Origin of the sequence: Nocardioides sp. (assembly GCF_047606145.1) — a bacterium.
Classification (GTDB): Bacteria; Actinomycetota; Actinomycetes; order Propionibacteriales; family Nocardioidaceae; genus Nocardioides.
In genome coordinates this window covers 1-16,852 of sequence record NZ_JASGET010000113.1, presented here as the reverse complement: position 1 = coordinate 16,852, position 16,852 = coordinate 1, and the positions used below count along the sequence as shown (strand labels likewise).

11 protein-coding genes are annotated in these 16,852 nt (G+C 70.3%); 5 read left to right on the top strand and 6 right to left on the bottom strand.

Annotated features, from left to right (window positions below; genetic code table 11):
- Positions 1-83: 83 nt before the first annotated feature.
- From QM638_RS14330 to polA, 3 genes are all read left to right on the top strand, one after another.
- Entirely contained in the window at positions 84-1,451 is a 1,368-nt protein-coding gene (locus QM638_RS14330; RefSeq protein ID WP_415142805.1) for a hypothetical protein, read from the top strand.
- A gap of 4 nt (positions 1,452-1,455) precedes the next feature.
- The gene (locus QM638_RS14325) at positions 1,456-1,941 is read left to right on the top strand and encodes a hypothetical protein (protein WP_415142804.1); all 486 of its coding nucleotides are present in this window, start codon (positions 1,456-1,458) and stop codon (positions 1,939-1,941) included.
- A gap of 176 nt (positions 1,942-2,117) precedes the next feature.
- Positions 2,118-4,802, top strand: a complete 2,685-nt coding sequence (gene polA, locus QM638_RS14320) for a DNA polymerase I (RefSeq protein ID WP_415142802.1) — start codon at positions 2,118-2,120, stop codon at positions 4,800-4,802.
- A gap of 136 nt (positions 4,803-4,938) precedes the next feature.
- Here polA and QM638_RS14315 read toward each other — a convergent pair whose 3' ends face one another.
- Positions 4,939-6,195 carry a lipopolysaccharide biosynthesis protein gene (locus QM638_RS14315; protein WP_415142800.1) on the bottom strand — a complete coding sequence of 419 codons (1,257 nt, stop codon included), beginning with the start codon at positions 6,193-6,195 and terminating at the stop codon, positions 4,939-4,941.
- A gap of 76 nt (positions 6,196-6,271) precedes the next feature.
- The gene (locus QM638_RS14310) at positions 6,272-7,105 is read right to left on the bottom strand and encodes a class I SAM-dependent methyltransferase (protein ID WP_415142799.1); all 834 of its coding nucleotides are present in this window, start codon (positions 7,103-7,105) and stop codon (positions 6,272-6,274) included.
- A 288-nt stretch (positions 7,106-7,393) separates the two neighbouring features.
- Between QM638_RS14310 and rpsA the strand changes: the two genes are divergently transcribed.
- Positions 7,394-8,866, top strand: coding sequence for a 30S ribosomal protein S1 (rpsA, locus tag QM638_RS14305; protein ID WP_415142797.1), 1,473 nt, complete (start codon positions 7,394-7,396; stop codon positions 8,864-8,866).
- Between the two features lie 182 nt (positions 8,867-9,048).
- Here rpsA and QM638_RS14300 read toward each other — a convergent pair whose 3' ends face one another.
- On the bottom strand, positions 9,049-10,299 hold the full coding sequence (locus QM638_RS14300; protein ID WP_415142796.1) for a hypothetical protein: 1,251 nt from the start codon (positions 10,297-10,299) through the stop codon (positions 9,049-9,051).
- A gap of 139 nt (positions 10,300-10,438) precedes the next feature.
- Positions 10,439-10,591 (bottom strand): hypothetical protein, encoded by a 153-nt coding sequence (locus tag QM638_RS14295; RefSeq protein WP_415142794.1) that lies wholly within the window; start codon positions 10,589-10,591, stop codon positions 10,439-10,441.
- A gap of 89 nt (positions 10,592-10,680) precedes the next feature.
- Between QM638_RS14295 and QM638_RS14290 the strand changes: the two genes are divergently transcribed.
- A complete protein-coding gene (locus tag QM638_RS14290) occupies positions 10,681-11,646 on the top strand; it encodes a helix-turn-helix domain-containing protein (protein WP_415142793.1) in 966 nt (321 codons plus the stop codon).
- 77 nt (positions 11,647-11,723) lie between these two features.
- Here QM638_RS14290 and QM638_RS14285 read toward each other — a convergent pair whose 3' ends face one another.
- Positions 11,724-14,801 carry a M36 family metallopeptidase gene (locus QM638_RS14285; protein WP_415142791.1) on the bottom strand — a complete coding sequence of 1,026 codons (3,078 nt, stop codon included), beginning with the start codon at positions 14,799-14,801 and terminating at the stop codon, positions 11,724-11,726.
- 203 nt (positions 14,802-15,004) lie between these two features.
- Positions 15,005-16,840: an ABC transporter ATP-binding protein gene (locus QM638_RS14280; RefSeq protein WP_415142834.1), complete on the bottom strand. Its 1,836-nt coding sequence runs from the start codon at positions 16,838-16,840 to the stop codon at positions 15,005-15,007.
- Positions 16,841-16,852 lie beyond the last annotated feature (12 nt).

Below are 16,852 nucleotides of genomic sequence, written 5' to 3'. Positions count from 1 at the left end.
CATTTTCAGCCATTGTCAACCACGATTAGTCAAGACTAGGCTGGACCGGTACATCGCTCGGTCACCTGAAAGGACCGTTTCCTGTGGAGAGTCGTCGGAGCCTCGTCCTGATCGGCGCGGGCAGCGCCGTGTTCACCCGCGGCCTGCTGGCCGACCTGATCTCCGCCCGGGATCTCGGCGACTGGGAGATTCGCCTGGTCGACGTGGCGGAGGAGCCGTTGTCGAAGGCGGTCGGGCTGGCCCAGCGGATGATCGAGGCTCGCGGCGTCGCGGAGCACATCCGCGTCGTGGGCAGCACGGAGCGCCGCGCGGTGCTGCCCGGTGCTGACTTCGTGGTCACGTGCGTCGGCGTAGGCGGGCGTCCCGGCTGGCAGACCGACCACGAGACCTGCCAGCGACACGGCGTCTTCCAGCCCGTCGGGGACTCGGTGATGCCCGGCGGCATCTCCCGCCTGCTGCGCACCACCCCGGTCCTCGTCGACATCGCTCGCGACGTCGTCGAGCTGGCGCCGGACGCGTTCTTCTTCAACTACAGCAACCCGATGACGGCCAATGTGATGGCGATGGCGACGTACGCCGGGGCCACCGGGGTGGTCGGTCTGTGTCACGGGATGCACCACGTGCAACACCACCTGGCCGGCTTCATCGACAAGCCGTTCGAGGAGACCTCGACGTTGTACGCCGGCATCAACCATCTGACGTTCATCTACGACTTCCGCTGGCGCGGCCAGGACGCTTGGCCGATGGTGCGCGAGAAGGTGGACCGCGAGCTGGCCGCGCCCGCCGACCCGGCCGATGTCGGCGACATCTTCAACGAGGGCGAGAAGGCCTGGAACAACCCCTTCTCGTGGGAGATCTTCCGTCGCTACGGCGCCTTCCCAGCCGCGGAGGACCGGCATGTCACCGAGTTCTTCCCCGAGCGGTGGCCGCGCGGCGCCTACTACGGAAAGACGCTCGGCGTGGACGCGTTCTCCGTGCCGGAGATCCTGGAGTGGGGGGAGAACCGCTACCAGTCGATGGTCGCCCAGGCCGACGGCATCGTGCCGCTGGACGAGTCCATCTTCGAGCGTTCCAGCGGGGAGCAGGAGCAGCTGATCGCGATCATCCGCTCGATCCTCGACGACTCCCGTGAGATGTTCTCGTGCAACGTGCTCAACAACGGCTCGGTGCCCGGGCTGCCCGACGACGCGGCGCTGGAGATCCCCGGTGTCGCCACCGCCCGCGGCATCCGACCGGTCGCCGTGCCCGACCTCAGCGCGCCGCTGACGGCGATTCTGGACCGGCGGCTCACCTCGGTGACGCTGGCGGTCGAGGCGGCCATGACCGGTGACCGGGATCTGGCGGTGGAGGCGGTCATCGCCGACGGCGCGGTCACCGATCCCGACGCCGCCGCCGCGCTGATGGACGACCTGATCGCCGCTCAGCTCCAGCATCTGCCGCTGTTCCGCTGAGGCGATGCGCCCGGTACTCGTCGTCGGCGCCACGGGAGCCTTGCGTCCCGCGGCCCTGGTGCTGGTTCGGGACGGCCGGCCGGTCGCCGGCCTCTCGCGCCGTTCCGGACCCGACACGGGGATCGACCACGTCGCCGCCGACTGGAGCGACGCGGCCGCTCTGGAGGGCGCACTCGAGACGGCCGGGCCGTTCTCGGATGCGCTGGTCTACGCGCCGGGGGCTGGCCCCTCCGTGGCCGACGCCGTACGCCGGCACACCGACGGCACGGTCGTGCTGACCCTGACGAGTGCGGCCGCCGCCCCGCCACCGCTCGACTTCGACCTCGAGCGACTGAGGAGACCCGGCTTCGTGCTGCTCCAGCTCGGCTGGGCCAGCGGTCCGCGCTGGCACACCCCCGCGGAGATCTCCGAAGGCGCCCTGATGGCCCTGGCGGACGGCCGCTCGCGGGTGCTGGGCCGGGTCCGGCCCTGGTCCGAGCGCCCCGCGTAGCCGGTGATCCGGGCTCTGGGCACGTCCCGACCCGACCGCACCCTCGGTTCTCACCCCGGCGCTCCGGCGCTGCCCCCATGCCAGTGCCGGCTCACCGCTACCGACGGGTCTGACGCGCACTCGTGGTCTCATCCCGGCCGGCGCGGGTGTCGGCGGCCCCGGCTAGCCTTCGGGGTGTGGAATCGCGACCCCGCCTGCTCCTGCTCGACGGCCATTCGCTCGCCTACCGGGCCTTCTTCGCCCTCCCGGTGGAGAACTTCACCACCGCGACCGGGCAGCACACCAACGCCGTGTTCGGATTCACCTCGATGCTGGTCAACGTGCTGCGTGACGAGCAGCCCACCCACATCGCGGTCGCCTTCGACCTGTCCCGGCAGACCTTCCGGCTCGAGGAGTACGCCGAGTACAAGGCCAAGCGGAACAAGACCCCCGACGAGTTCAAGTCCCAGCTGCCGCTGATCGAACGGCTGCTGGACACCTTCAGGATCCGGCATCTGAGCCACCGCGGCTACGAGGCCGACGACATCATCGCCACGCTGGTCACCCAGGCGCTCGCCGACCAGATGGAGGTGCTCGTCCTCACCGGGGATCGCGACTCGCTGCAGCTGGTCACCGAGGACTCCACGGTGCTCTATCCCATGCGGGGCGTCTCCGACCTGGCTCGCCTCACCCCGGATGCCGTCGAGGCGAAGTACGGCGTGCCACCGCACCGCTATCCGGAGCTGGCCGCGCTGGTCGGCGAGGACTCCGACAACCTGCCGGGGGTGCCCGGGGTGGGTCCGAAGACCGCCGCCAAGTGGATCGCCACCTACGACGGACTCGAGAACGTGATCACGCACGCCGACCAGATCAAGGGCAAGGCCGGGGACAACCTGCGTGCCCACCTGGGCGACGTGATCCGCAACCGTCGGCTCAACGAGCTGGTGCGCGATCTGCCGCTCGGCATCGAGACAGGCGAGCTCGCCCGGGTGGAGTGGGACCGGGCCGGGGCGCTGGAGCTCCTCGACGAGCTGGAGTTCCGTGGTGAGCTGCGCACCCGGATCATGGACGTGGTGGCCCCCGAGGCCGAGCCGGTGACGGATGCCGGAGTCGAGCTGGACGGCGTCACCCTGGCCCAGGACGAGATCGCCGGCTGGTTGGCCGCAGCGGGGGAGGCCGAGGTCGGCGTGCACGTCCGCGGCGAGTGGGGCAGTGGCACCGGCCGCGTCGACGGGATCGGGTTCGCGCTGGCCGACGCCCGGGCGGCGTACCTCGAGGTGGAGACGATGAGCCAGGCCGACGACGCCGCCCTCGCGCGGTGGCTCGCCGACCCGACCCGACCCAAGGTGCTCCACGACGCCAAGGGTCCCGAGCTCGCCCTGGCCGCCCACGGATGGCGGCTGGCCGGGGTGGCCGAGGACACCGCGCTGGCGGCGTACCTGGTGAGCCCGGACCAGCGTTCCTACGACCTGGCCGACCTGACCATGCGCTATCTGCACCGCGAGCTGCGCCCGAGCGACGACGGTGACCAGGGACTGCTCTTCGACGAGGACTCCTCGCGCGCGGAGTCCGCGATGCTCTGTGCCCGCGCCGTTCTCGACCTGTCCGCCGAGCTGGCCGGCGAGGTCGAGCGAGCGGGCGGGAAGCGGCTGCTCGACGAGGTCGAGCTGCCGCTGGTGGCTCAGCTCGCCCGGATGGAGCAGACCGGCATCGCCGTGGACACCGAGCAGCTCGAGGGACTCGAGCAGCACTTCGCGGCCGAGATGCGGCAGGCCGCCGACGAGGCGTACTCGGTGATCGGCAAGGAGATCAACCTCGGCTCGCCCAAGCAGCTGCAGGTGGTGCTCTTCGACGAGCTCGACATGCCGAAGACCAAGCGGACCAAGACCGGCTACACCACGGACGCGGACGCGCTGCAGCAGCTCTACGTCAAGACCGAGCACCCGTTCCTGCTGGCGCTGCTGCGGCACCGCGACGTCACCCGGCTGCGGGTCACCATCGAGGGACTGCTCAAGACCGTGCAGCCCGACGGTCGGATCCACACCACCTTCAACCAGACCATCGCGGCGACCGGGCGGCTCTCCTCGACCGATCCGAACCTGCAGAACATCCCGATCCGCACCGAAGAGGGCCGACGGATCCGGGAGGCCTTCGTGGTGGGCCGTGGGACGGCCGGCGTGGAGTACGAGAGCCTGATGACCGCCGACTACAGCCAGATCGAGATGCGCATCATGGCCCACCTCTCCGGCGACGAGAGCCTGATCGAGGCGTTCCGCTCCGGTCGGGACTTCCACTCCATCACCGCGGCGCGGGTCTTCGGAGTCGAGGCCGAGGACGTCAGCGTGGAGCAACGCGCCAAGATCAAGGCGATGAACTACGGCCTCGCCTATGGACTGTCCGCGTTCGGGCTCTCCCAGCAGCTCGGCATCGAGCCGGCCGAGGCCCGTGGGTTGATGGAGGAGTACTTCGGCACCTTCGGCGGCATCCGGGACTACCTCGCCGGCGTCGTCGTGGAGGCTCGCAAGACCGGGTTCACCGAGACCATCATGGGTCGCCGGCGCTATCTGCCGGACCTGCTCAGCGACAACCGGCAGCGCCGGGAGATGGCCGAGCGGATGGCGTTGAACGCGCCGATCCAGGGCTCGGCGGCCGACGTGATCAAGGTCGCGATGCTGCGGACCCAGGCCGCGATGGACGGCGCCGGGCTCGGCTCCCGGATGCTGCTCCAGGTGCACGACGAGCTGGTCCTGGAGGTCGCCGCGGGGGAGCGCGACGCGCTGGAGCGGATCGTGCGCGCCGAGATGGGCGGTGCGGCCGAGCTGCGGGTGCCGTTGGACGTCTCGGTGGGCACCGGTCGGTCCTGGCACGAGGCCGCCCACTAGCCCATTAGCCCACTAGCACCGTCGATGGAGGAGCGAGCCGGGCGTCTCGGGACCCGGCCCGCCGGGTCTGGGTGATCTCGATACGCTCTCGCTGGTTCCTCGCGAGAGCTACTCGACCGACGGGGAGCCGGGCGGCTCAGGCGGCCGCGTCGTCGCGCAGGTGCCACAGGCTGGTGGACAGCAGCGCGGCCATCAGTACGGCGTCCACGGCGGTGACCATCCACACCAGCGGGGTCAGACCGTCCTGCTGCGAGCCGAGCGCGACGAGCAGCACCACCGCGGCCCAGATCAGGACCGACGACGAGCGGTGCTGCCGCGCCAGCACCGAGTAGACCAGCAGCTGCAGTGCTGCCAGCAGGGTGCCGAGCACGGCGAAGATCCACAGCCGGCCCTGCACCGAGGAGTAGTCCGAGCCGCCGATGAAGATCATCGCCACCCCGGAGAGCAGCCAGGCGCCGAGGGTCGAGACCACCCCGATCACGCCGACAGCGGCCAGGCTCTGCAGCAGCGTGCGCCGCCGCTGACCGGCGGTCGACATCGCCGGGAAGGCCACCACCACCACGAACTGCGGCAGGAACAGCACCGCCTTGGTCAGGATCAGGCCGCCGGCGTAGAGCCCGGAGGCGTGGGTGGAGAGCACGTTGCGGGCCACCACGATGTCGGCGTTGGAGAGCACGAAGAAGCCGAGCAGGGCCACCGAGCCGTGCAGGGTCTCGGCCGCCGCCGCGCTCAGGCCGGCCGGCGACCCGGTTCTCGCCTCGGGACTCCTGCCGGGCACCGTACGCCGCAGCAGCCACCAGCCGACCAGGGCAGGCGCGAACTGGGCGAGCGTCACGCCGGCCATCGCGGCCGCCTCGGTGGGCCGGATCAGGATGCACAGGGTGCCGATCGCCACCCGAGGAAGCCCGAGGGCGAGGTAGACCCCGGCGAGCTCGATCCAGCGGCGCTCGCCCTGCAGGACGCCCGCCTGGCCGCCCATCATCGTCAGCGGCACCGCGCACACGGCCACCAGCAGCGCCGGCACGATCGTGTCGAGGCGCAGCAGCTTCCACACCAGCGGCGAGCAGGCGAGCATGGCCAGCCCGACGACCGCGCTGGCCCGGTAGGTGAGGGTCAGCATGGTGTGCTCGGTGGCCCGGGAGGTGGCCGGGTCGGCGGCGACCCGGCGAGCCGCGGTCGCCTGGAGGCCGAGCTGGATGACCCCCACCACGAGCAGCAGCGCCATCATGCTGGCCACGCCGCCGTACTGCTCGGGGCCGAGCAGCCGGGCGGAGACGATCTGGAAGCCGTAGGTGGCGACGTTCATCACCACGATGCAGACCGCGAGGAATCCGGTGCCGCTGGTCAGGGTCCGCCACCGGCTGCGTTGCTCGGTCGGCGCGGTCGCGGTCACAGGGGCAGAGCCTAGAGGAGGGCCGGTGAGTCGACGCCAACGCCGAGGCACGGCGGTCGACGCCGAGTCGGTGCGCTCACCGCAGGTCGGCGGCGAAGATGGCCGTCCCGGGCGTCAGCAGACCGCGGGTGCGGGACCAGCCGCCCCAGACCCGGTCATGGTCGGCGGGCCATTCGGGCTCGACCAGGTCGGTGATGACGAAGCCGGCCCGGGCCAGCAGCCCCACCCAGTCGCCGAGGGTGCGGTGATGCTCGACGTAGGCCGTCCGTCCGGAGGCCACGTCGACCTCGACATAGGGGGTGCGATCCCAGTAGCTCTGAGAGGCGACCAGGCCCTCGGGGCCCGGATCGTCGGGAAACATCCAGCGGGTGGGGTGGGTGATGGAGAACGCGAAGCGCCCGCCCGGACGCAGCACCCGGACGGTCTCGGCGATGGTGAGCTCGATGTCGCGGACGAACTGCAACGCGCCGAAGGAGCAGAAGACCACCTCGAAGCTGGCGTCGGCGAACGGGATCGCGGTCGCCGTCGACTGCACGACGGGCACGGCGACCCCGGTGGCGTCATCGATCCGCGCCGAGTGTTGCAACTGGCGGAAGGACAGGTCCAGTCCGAAGGGGTGACCGCCGTGCGTCGCCACCCAGCGCGAGCACTGGCAGGCGCCGGCACCCAGCTCCAGCACCGTCCTGCCGGCCACGTCGCCGAGGACGCCGAGGTCGTCCTCGCGGACCCCCTCGGGTCCCCACACGAAGCCGAGGTCGCCGAGGAAGGCCCCGTGGGTCGCCTGGTACTCGTCGGCGTACCGGTCCCAGTCGGGGCCGTTGGCATGACGCGAGGTCGCCTCGTCGGCCTCACGCCGCTCGGCGTACACGGCCGGTGGCTCCGACGAGGCCGCGGGGCCCGACGCTGTCACGAGTCCCGATCATAGTCGCGCCGTACGACCCCACCGGCGACGGTCGGGCCACGGTTGGACTCGGTGCTCGCCCACGACGTAGGCTGGTATCGCGTCTGAAGTCTGCCCGCGTCCCGGACCGAGTGGACAAGGGCACGCTATTGATACGTCGCACTCTCTCGGGCTCAGCCTATGCGGTCCGAGCCGGGCCGCGACGGCGTGGGGAACGCTCCACGGATCGGTAGTGAACCAGAGGGCTTCGCGCGCGCCCGAACACGATATCTGTCCACCAAGGAAACCACCTCCCCTATGACGAGCACGCTCAACACTCTTCCCGACGCCGCCTGGGCCGACGACGCGCCGCAGGTCGCCGTCAACGACATCGGGTCGGAAGAGGACTTCCTCGCCGCGATCGACGAGACCATCAAGTACTTCAACGACGGTGACATCGTGGATGGCACCATCGTCAAGGTCGACCGGGACGAGGTCCTGCTCGACATCGGTTACAAGACCGAGGGCGTCATCCCCTCGCGTGAGCTGTCGATCAAGCACGACGTCGACCCCAGCGAGGTCGTCGAGGTCGGCGACAAGGTCGAGGCTCTCGTGCTCCAGAAGGAGGACAAGGAGGGTCGCCTGATCCTGTCCAAGAAGCGGGCTCAGTACGAGCGCGCCTGGGGCACGATCGAGCAGATCAAGGAGGAGGACGGCGTCGTCGAGGGCACCGTCATCGAGGTCGTCAAGGGCGGCCTGATCCTCGACATCGGTCTGCGTGGCTTCCTGCCGGCCTCACTGGTGGAGATGCGGCGCGTTCGCGACCTGCAGCCCTACGTCGGCCAGACCCTCGAGGCCAAGATCATCGAGCTGGACAAGAACCGCAACAACGTGGTCCTGTCCCGCCGCGCCTGGCTCGAGCAGACCCAGTCCGAGGTTCGCCACGGCTTCCTCACCCAGCTGCAGAAGGGCCAGATCCGCAAGGGCGTCGTCTCCTCGATCGTCAACTTCGGTGCGTTCGTGGACCTCGGCGGCGTCGACGGTCTGGTGCACGTCTCGGAGCTGTCCTGGAAGCACATCGACCACCCGAGCGAGGTCGTCGCGGTGGGCGACGAGGTCACCGTCGAGGTGCTCGACGTGGACATGGACCGCGAGCGTGTCTCCCTGTCGCTGAAGGCGACCCAGGAGGACCCGTGGCAGCACTTCGCCCGCACCCACCAGATCGGTCAGATCGTGCCCGGCAAGGTCACCAAGCTGGTGCCGTTCGGTGCGTTCGTCCGGGTCGAGGAGGGCATCGAGGGCCTGGTGCACATCTCCGAGCTGGCCGAGCGCCACGTGGAGATCCCGGAGCAGGTCGTCCAGGTCAACGACGACGTCATGGTCAAGATCATCGACATCGACCTCGAGCGTCGCCGGATCTCGCTCTCGCTCAAGCAGGCCAACGAGACCACCGCCGCCGCGGACGTCGAGGAGTTCGACCCGACGCTGTACGGCATGCCGGCCAGCTACGACGAGCAGGGCAACTACCTCTACCCCGAGGGCTTCGACGCCGAGACCGGCGAGTGGCTCGAGGGGTACGACGAGCAGCGGGCGGCCTGGGAGGACCAGTACGCCAAGGCGCACGCCCGCTGGGAGGCCCACGTCAAGCAGCAGCAGGAGGCCAAGGCCGCCGCGGCCGACGCCGGCGAGGCCACCTCGTACTCCAGCGCTGTCGAGGAGGAGGACTCCGGCTCGCTGGCGTCCGACGAGGCGCTGCAGGCCCTCCGGGAGAAGCTCACCGGCTCCAACTGAGAGCGCTCTTCTACGGAGTCTCCGCGGCGTTGGCGGAGCTTGGCGACCCGCTTCGCTCAAAGGCCGCCAGCGCCTCTCCGCCCTGCGGCCGCACACGTAGAGCAACGCTGCGATCGAAGCTGTGATCGAACAGCACGAGGGCCCGGCCACCATCTGGTGGCCGGGCCCTCGTGCTGATGCGCTCAGGAGGCGGGAGTGAGCGTGCCGCCGTGGTTGAGCCGGTAGGTGCCGCCGTCGAGAGCCGAGTTGGCCGCGAGCGAGGCGTCGTAGGTCACCGTGTGGCCGTTGCCCCGGACGTTGGTCACCTTGCCGTGCGCGATGCGCGCGCCGGCCAGTGACGTCAGCGTCGAGTCGGCGGTGACGACCCAGGTCCCAGCGGTGCGAAGCCGCACCGCGGCCCCGTCCGCCGTGCCGTGCCAGGTGCTGTGCGTCAGGGTCAGCGTCGCCGTCGATCCGTCGGCGACGACCACCGCGCCGGCGAGGTCGGTCCGGTTGGCACTCACCAGCGCCGTACCACCGCCGGAGGCGTCGACCAGATCACCGGTCTGCTTGACTTTCGACCTGGTCAGCGACGCCGTCAGATAGGACCCGTCGTCCTCGAACGCCGCGCCGCCGGTCCGGAGCGTGCTGCGCTTCATCGTCACCGTGGCGGGGGTGTCGGCCGAGGTCTCCGCGATGGTGTCGTGGGTCCAGAAGCCGTTCGTCTCACCGACCAGGGTCGAGCCGGCGAGCAGGATCGAGTTCGCGCCGTCGATCGCCGCGGCCACGTCGTTGGTGGAGGTCGCCGTCGTGCGATACACGCTGATCGCACCGGTGGAGTAGAGCGCGGCCGACCGCGAGCCCTCGGACCTGATCGTGGAGTCGTGCACCACGACGGTCCCGCCGCCCCGGTCGGTGGCGACCGCGGAGGACGAGGCACCGAGCGTGGTCACGTCCACGTCGGTCAGAGCCAGCGAGCCGCCGCCGGTGACGTCGGCGCCGTGGGAGCTGTCGGCGGAGGTCGAGATCGAGCATCCGGTCATGGCGATCGAGCCGCCATAGGCGAAGATGCCGTTGGCGCCGATGCCATCGGTGACGACGTCGGTGCCGCGCAGCGTGATCGCGCCATCCGCGGTGGCCAGCACCGCTGCGTTCTGGCCGTAGAAGCTGCTGTTCTCGGTGTCGCTGCTGTCGCCGGTCTTGGTCACCGAGCTGCGGTAGGCGTGCAGCGTGCCACCGGTGACGCTGATGGCGTCGCCGTCGTCGGTGTCGTCGGTGAACAGTGTGTTCGCGAGGGTGGTCTCGCCACTGCTCTGCGCATAGGTCGTGCCGGCTGTGCTGGTGGTCCCGCACGCGGCGGCAGCCGCGGCCGGTGCGGAGGAGACGGGGGAGGCCACGGTCGCCAGGACGAGCGCGGCCGGTACGCCGAGTGCAAGTACGCCGAATCTTCTCACTGGAGGGTCCTTCTCCGGGAACGGAATAGTGACACAGGTCACAATGCTCCGGCCCCGTGCGCTCGGCTAGGGCGCCATGGATCGAGCTGGCGGATGGCAGCCATATCGGTGGACATGGGCCCGCCCGCGGCCGCAGTCGTCAGTCGAACCAGCGGCGATCCGGGGGAGCGGTGAAGTTGTCGTGGCGTGCCCATTCCACGAGGCCCACCGCGAGGGCGATGAAGAGCAGGGCGACGAGCACGTTGAGCCCGAGGTCGATCAGCGGCGAGACGAGTGGTGCGATGGTGTTCATGGCATTAATTCTTCGGCACGCGTATTCCTGCCACGAGTGGCAGGAATGACATCCTTGCGCGAATTACTGCCACCTGGCACGCTGGGGTGATGCTGACCAACGTGGCCGCCCTCGTCTACGGCGGCGTCGCGCCCTTCGAGCTGGGGGTGCTCTGCGAGGCGTTCGGGATCGACCGGCGCGACGACGGCATCCCGCTGATCGACTTCGACGTCTGCGGTCCCGACGCCGGACCGGTGCGCTCCTCGGTCGGCTTCTCGATCAATGTCGAGCATGGCCTGGAGCGCCTGGCGACGGCCGACCTGATCGGCGTACCGGCCAACCACGTCGGTGACACCCCCATCGACCAGGACACCCCGGAGGAGGTGCTCGTGGCGCTGCGGGCCGCCTACCGCCGAGGCGCGCGGATCGTGTCGATCTGCTCGGGCGCGTTCGTGCTCGGCGACGCCGGTCTGCTCGACGAGCGGGAGTGCACCACACATTGGAAGCACACCGCGGACCTCGCCCGTCGCTTCCCCCGCGCACGGGTCGTCCCGGAGGTGCTCTACGTCGACTCCGGCCAGATCATCACCAGCGCCGGCACGGCCGCGGGCCTGGACGCCTGCCTGCACATCTGGCGCCAGGAGTACGGCGCCGCGGTGGCGGCCGCGGTGGCCCGCCGGATGGTGGTCCCCCCTCAGCGTGACGGCGGCCAGGCGCAGTTCATCTCTCGTCCCGTCGCGGACTGCGAGGCCGAGACGCTCGGACCGCTGTTGGAGTGGATCCTCGAGCACCTGCACACCGAGCTCGACGTGGAGGGCCTGGCCGGGCGGGTGGCGATGTCGCCCCGGACCTTCGCCCGCCGGTTCCGTGCGGAGACGGGTGCCACGCCGTACGCCTGGATCACCAGCCAGCGGGTACGGCGGGCCGAGGAGCTGCTGGAACGGACCGACCATCCGGTCGAGCAGATCGCCGGCCAGGTCGGGTTCGGCAACGCGGCGGCGCTGCGGCATCACTTCACCCGGGTGCGTGGTCTCAGCCCGCAGGCCTATCGTCGACGCTTCGCCGTGACCGCCTGACGGTCCGGACCCACGCCGGACCGCCCCAGGGCGCGGGCCCGGCCGCCCGGCCGCACCGCCGGTCGGACCGGAACGGATCAGGCGCTGGGCGTGCCCAGCACCACCAGCTCGGTCATGTCGGTGTAGCTGCAGCCGGAGTAGGCGCCGTCGGGGCAGTTGGTGGCGAAGTCCGGCGTCTGGTTGCTGAGCATGGTGAACCGGACGTACTCCACGCCGGTCGAGCCGTCGCTCGGGGTGACGTCGTTGAGCTGGCCGCGATCGTCGACGCCGAAGGTGCCCTCCGCCGCGTCGGTCCAGGTGGATCCGTCGGTCGAGGTCTCGATCGTGTAGCCCGCGACCGAGGCGCTCAGGCCGTCTCCGCAGGTGGCGGTCGGGTCGATCTGGAAGGAGGAGACATCGATCGCCTGCGGCAGCTCGACGGTGATCGCCTTGGGCACCGAGGTGTTGGTCGGCGTACCGGCGTCGTCCCCGGTGGTGCTGCCCCAACCGGTGGTGAGCACGGTGTCCAGTGCCTGCGCTGGCCCGCAGCCGTAGTCGGTGTAGTCCGGGCCGTCGAAGGCGCTCACCGAGGCGCCGCCGCTGGTCGCGGCCCAGTCGCGCTCGACGGTGAAGTCGGTGTCGTCGTCGCTGGTGAACTCGCCGGCGCGTACGGCGGTGGCGGACGAGGAGTCCCCGAGGTAGCCGGCCCCGGTGACCGCCACCTTCTGGTAGGTGCCGAGGTAGAGGTCGTCGAACTCGTAGGACCCGTCGGAGCCGGTGGTGGTGGTGTACTGACTCTCGAAGCCGCCGATGGTCACCGTCACCCCGGCGACCGGGTCGTGGTCGGCGTCGTAGACGTGGCCGGCGATCACGCCGTCGTGCGGCGTCGTCGCCTTCGGCGGTCGATGGAAGTCCTCCGCCGGCTGGGAGTCGTCCCCGCCGATCGTGCCGGCGAAGTAGCCCATCCCGCGGGCGGCGAAGATCTTCCACAGCTTCCTGGCGTGGCTCTGCCCGTAGACCACCAGGTCCGCCTGGAGGATGGCGTTGCGCATGTCGAGCATCGAGGGGTCGGCGGCCGAGAGCGACATCGCCCGGGTGATGAGGGTGTCCGCGATCGTGTGGCCGAAGGCCTTGCGGATGTCCCACAGCGTCTGCGCCCACACCTCGCCGGAGGAGTGCACCTCGGCCCCGCCGCCGATGGTGGGCACGTCGCCGTAGGTGTAGCCGCCCTGCTTGCCGTTGACCGCGCCCACGCAGCGGGAGCTGGTCGAGCCCACCGAGCAGTCCATCGGCTCGGTGCGGAACGGGATCGGGTTGCCGTTGTCGTCCTCCTGCCCGCCCATCAGGTACTGACCCTCGTAGACCTGGCCGTCCTTGGCGGTGTCCTTCTGGAACTTGTGGGTCACCAGGTAGTCCATGGCGTAGTAGTCCGACCACGCCTCGCCCATCGACCCGGCCTGCAGGCTGTTGAGCGTCGAGTTGCCATCGGCGTCGATCACCAGCCGGTTGGAGAGTCCATGGGTGTACTCGTGCAGCAGCACCGAGGCGTCGAAGCTGCCGCTGGTCGGGGTGTAGCCGTCGGCCGACTGCCACAGGTACATCTGCATCGTCGGCGGCGTCCCGTCCGGCGGAGTGGACATGTTGGCGTTGTCGATGTGGTTGCCGTCCGGCAGCCCGGAGAGCGTGTCGGCGCCGTCGAGCACCTGCTGCAGCACCGGGTCGCCACCCTTGGCGTCGAAGCTGCCGGCCTGCGCGGTGAATCCGATCGCCTTGTCGTCGCGCAGATAGTCGTGGTAGTGGCTGGCCAGGTAGAACGCGTTGGTGGCGTCGGCATTCTCGTTCGTGGTCCAGGACTCCGGGGTGGTCTCGTCCCAGGTGCACACGAACGCGGCGGTGCACTCCTTGCCGGCGCCGGTGAGGCTGGAGTCGAACGGGCTGAGCTTGAAGGTGGCACCCTTCTTGGTGCCCGGTACGGCGGTCCTCTCGTCGCTGCTCAGCTCGTTGTCGTCGTTGACGTCGGCCCAGGTGATCACGCTGGTCCCGGTCAGGAACGTGGCCTTCTTGGACAGCCAGCCCTTCTTGATCAGGTTGACCACCTTGGGCCTGCCACCCTGGGCGTAGACGGTCCTCTTCTTCGTCACCCAGACGACGTGGCCGTGCTTCTTGACCACGTGGCCGTGCTTGTCGCGCTTCTTGACCTTCACCGTGGTGGTGGTGCCGGCACCCTTCGGCGCCCCGGGGTAGTAGTCGTAGACGTAGGCGTCGCCGGTGGCCTTGTCGACCGTGGAGTGACGGTACAGCGTGGCGCCGGTCGCGGCGTCGATGACGTGCTGGTAGGCGGCGGCGTCACCGGTCTGCACGTAGGTCGACCAGCCGAGCCTGAGTCCCGTCGAGGTCAGGAACCACACCTTGCGGGCGTAGTCGTCGTTGTCCCAGGTGGTCGTGGCGTCCGTGCCCGAGGTGGTCGACTCCACCCCCGACTTCTCCGGAGTGGCGTCCACGTCCCGCGCCGCTGCGGCCCGGGCGCCGGCGGCGCTCAGGTCGCCGGCGCTCGCGTCGGCGACCAGCTTCGTCAGGTTCGCCACCGGGGAGCCGAGCACCGAGATGACCCGGCCGGTCGAGGTCACGTTGACCTGGAGACCGTTGCCGAACACCGTGGTGCCGTCGACCGACTGGGTCCAGGAGAGATGGTGGATGCCGCTGGTGTCGACGTAGTCCCGCCGGAAGTCGAGGGTGTCCAGGTCGGCGGTGCTCAGGCCGAGGGTGGCCAGGTTCGCCTCGACGTAGTCGAGCGCGATGGTGCGCGCCGAACCGGTCGTCGGGGTGCTCAGGTAGCCGTCGAGCCGAGTGAGCTGACGAGGCGTCCTGGTCAGTGGATCGACGTCGTCGATCACCTGGTCGCCCAGCGAGTTCAGGTAGCGCTGGACCGCCTTGGGCCGGCTCTTGGCCACCGACTCGCGGGACCTTGCGGCGGCCTTGGCGCCGAGCTCGCGGGCGTCGTAGTCGGTGGCGATCCGGGCGGCTTCGCCGCTGCTCGCGGTGGAGCCGGTGGTGGCCGAGGCGGTCTTCGAGGCAGTCTTCGGGGCGGCGTCGGAGGGGGCCGTCTGCAGGGTGACGGCCAGCGCGGTGCTGCCGATCGCCGCGACGGCGAGCGACCTTCTCACAATCGGTCTCACTGGGTGTCCTTACGCAGAGAGTCACCGGTGCGGCCCGACCTCGTGAATGACACGACGGCCCCGAGACAGCCTGCCCGCCGGCGAGCGATGTCTAGACCCCTCGACCCTAGGGCGCTCGGACCGCTCGCGTCTACGATGCCGGGCGATGAGTTGTGGACGAGCCCACCACCCGACCGGAGCTCAGCGACCGAACTCGGCCAGGCTCAGGCGGCGAGCTCGAGACCGCCGCGGACCAGGTCGGCGTACGTGCCGCCGGCCAGCAGCAGTTCCTCGTGGGTGCCGAGCTCCACGATCCGCCCGGCATCGAGAACGGCGATCTGGTCGGCCTCGCGCACGGTGGAGAGCCGGTGCGCGATGGTGATGGTGGTGCGGCCGCGGGCGAGCTCGTCCAGGGCTGCCTGCACCTCGCGCTCGGTGTTGTTGTCCAACGCACTGGTGGCCTCGTCGAGGATCAGCACCTGCGGGTCGCGCAGCAGGGTACGGGCGATCGCGAGCCGTTGCTGCTCCCCGCCGGAGAACCGGTGTCCGCGGCTGCCGACCATGGTGTCGTAGCCCTCGGGCAGCGCGGTGATCAGCTCGTGGATCTGGGCGGCACGGGTGGCGCGCTCGATCTCGGCGTCGGTCGCGTCCGGCCTGGCGTGTCGCAGGTTCTCGCGCACGGTGCCGTGGATCAGGTAGGTCTCCTGGGTGACCATGCCGACGACCTCGGCCAGCTCGGCCAGCCGTACGTCGCGCAGGTCGGTGTCGTCCAGCAGCACCCGGCCCTGGTCGGGGTCGTGCAGCCGGGCGACCAGCCCGGCGAGCGTCGACTTCCCCGAGCCGGTGGCGCCGACCAGCGCCAGGCTCGACCCGGCCGGCACCGCCAGGCTGATCTGGTGCAGCACCGGTGCCCCGCCGTCGTAGCCGAAGGTGACGTCGTCGAAGACCACCTCGCCGGCGGCCGGCGTCAGCCGGACCGGATCGGCCGGGTCGTCGATCTCCACCTCCAGATCGAGGTAGCTGAAGATCCGGCTGAACAGGGCGAGGCTGGCGGTGACGTCGACCCCGACGTTGAGCAGGCCCATCAGCGGGCGGAACATGGCGCCCTGCAGCGAGATGAACGCCACCAGCGTGCCGATGGTCAGTCCGCCGCTGGTCAGCGGGAAGCCCGCGGCCAGGTACAGCGCCGCGGGGACGGCGGCGAAGACCACCTGCATGGTGGCCATCCGCCAGCGACCGGCCAGCTGGCTGCGGACCTCGAGGTCGATGAGGTCGTGACTGGTCTCCCGGAACCGCTCGGCCAGCGCCGGCCCGGCGCCGAGGGTCTTGGTCAGCAGGATGCCGCTGATCGAGAGACCTTCCTCGATCTGGCCGTGCAGCTCGGCGAACTTCTCCTGTCGCTCGTTGGTGATCCGATAGCGCTTGCGCGCCACGGTCCGGGTGGTGACCACCGCCGGTGGCAGCACCACCAGGGAGATCAGGGCGAGGCGCCAGTTGAGCGCGAACATGGCGACCACGGTGCCGATGACCACCGTCAGGTTGGCGGCGATGCCGGTCGCGGTGCTGGTCACCACGCTCTGCATGCTGCCGATGTCGTTGACCATCCGGGACTGCACCTCGCCGCCGCGGGTGCGGGTGAAGAAGCCCACCGACTGGCGCTGCAGGTGGGTGAACAGGTCGGTGCGCAGCCGGTGCATCACCTGCTGCCCGACCGCCGTGGAGAGCAGGGTCTGGACGACGCTGATCGCGGCGCTGGCGACCGCGACGGCGATCATGCCGGCGACGCAGAGCAGCAGGACCCCGGTGCGGTTCTGCGGCAGTGCCTGGTCGATGACGTGCCGGACCAGGAACGGCTGGGCCAGTCCGATCGCCGAGCTGGCGACGATGAGGGCGACCACGATCAGGAGACGACCGCGGTACGGGGCGAAGAGCCCGGCGATCCTGCGGAGCGAGACCGGCGCGGCCGCGAGCTGATCGCGGGCGGCGCGGAGCTCCGCCGGGTTGCGCGGGTCGCGACCGGCGCCTCGACCGGGGCGCTCGGGGGCGCCGGGCTGGCCCAGCGGAGAGCCGGG